The organism is Vibrio sp. D173a (assembly GCF_030248475.1).
Map to the genome: position 1 here is coordinate 1 of NZ_JAHGAH010000488.1, position 1,395 is coordinate 1,395.

General features: G+C 40.6%; 1 protein-coding gene. It reads left to right on the forward strand.

The window, feature by feature from the left end:
- Positions 1-54 precede the first annotated feature (54 nt).
- Positions 55-1,292 (forward strand): IS3 family transposase gene (locus tag KIV40_RS26985; protein ID WP_285352251.1). Its coding sequence is split into 2 segments (ribosomal slippage): positions 55-427 and positions 427-1,292, totalling 1,239 coding nucleotides; the frame shifts between segments, so codons are not numbered across the junction.
- Positions 1,293-1,395 lie beyond the last annotated feature (103 nt).

Genomic DNA, 1,395 nt, shown 5'->3' on the forward strand with positions numbered 1-1,395 from the left:
TTTTTTATTTGCTTTGTCCCGTCCTGAAATGTGTTTACACATTTAGGACGAATTATGACTACTTCAAATAATACCTACGTTAAGCGCACTCAGCGTGATTACACACTAGGCTTTAAATTACAGATTGTCGCCGCTGTAGAAAGAGGCGATATGACATATAAACAGGCCCAAGCCATTTATGGTATCCAAGGCCGCTCAACCGTTTTAACCTGGCTTCGAAAGCACGGTAAAATGAATTGGGCGCAAAACCCAAGGATGAATGTCATGCACCAATCACCTAAGCCCAAAGAATCACCAGCACAGAAAATAAAACGTCTTGAGAAAGAGTTGGAAGACGAAAAAATCAAGAATCTCTTCTTAAATAGAGTGGTTGATATTCTTGATGCTGAGCACGGAACCAGTCTTAGAAAAAAGTATCTAGCCAAGGAGCAAGAAGCCTTCAAAAACAGGAAGGAATAAGCTTAGTTCGAATATGTAAGCTATGCGGGATAACGAGGCAGAGCGTTTATCAACGAGAAAAGCGAGTTCATCGTCGTCAGGTAGAGCTTAAACCGATTAAAAAAATGGTGTTGGATATTCGGCGCTATATGCCTCGGGTTGGTACTAGAAAGCTTTATTTTTTGCTTAAACCCAAACTAAAAGAGCAAGGTATCAAGTTAGGTCGAGATGCGCTTTTCAACTACTTACGCGATGAACGATTATTGGTAAGGCCTAAACGTAGTTTTACAAAAACGACCAATAGTCGGCATTGGATGAAGAAACACCCAAACTTATTAAAGGACTACCAGCCATGTAGTCCAGAGAGTGTGTTGGTGAGCGACATAACCTATGTTCAATCTGATGAAGGAGTTCACTACCTATCATTGGTTACGGATGCGTTTAGCCGAAAAATAATGGGCTATGAGCTGAGTAATGAAATGAAAGCGACGGATGTCGTGAAAGCGCTAGATATGGCTATCAAAGGGCGTCGATATCATCGTTTTTGTATCCATCATTCAGATCGTGGTCTGCAGTATTGCTCAGGTGTATATCAAGATAAATTGAAAACTAGCGGCATAATGCCTTCAATGACAGATGGTTATGACTGCTACCAAAATGCCTTAGCAGAAAGAATAAATGGGATCCTAAAACAAGAGTTCTTGCTTGATAGGTGTAAGAATCTTGAGGAGCTTAAACAACTAGTAAAAGAGTCTATCAATATTTATAACAGTATGAGGCCGCACCTTAGTCTCATGATGAAAACGCCAAATGAGGTGCATGAAAAAAGCCAACAGCTGGCGCTGTTGGCTTAGTAGAAATACTGTCAACGTATTTTAGGACGGGACACATAAAGGAGGATTTGCTGCTCTGCCAATTGCATTTCTTAGCGTCAAAAAGCAAAAAGGCACTAGTCTT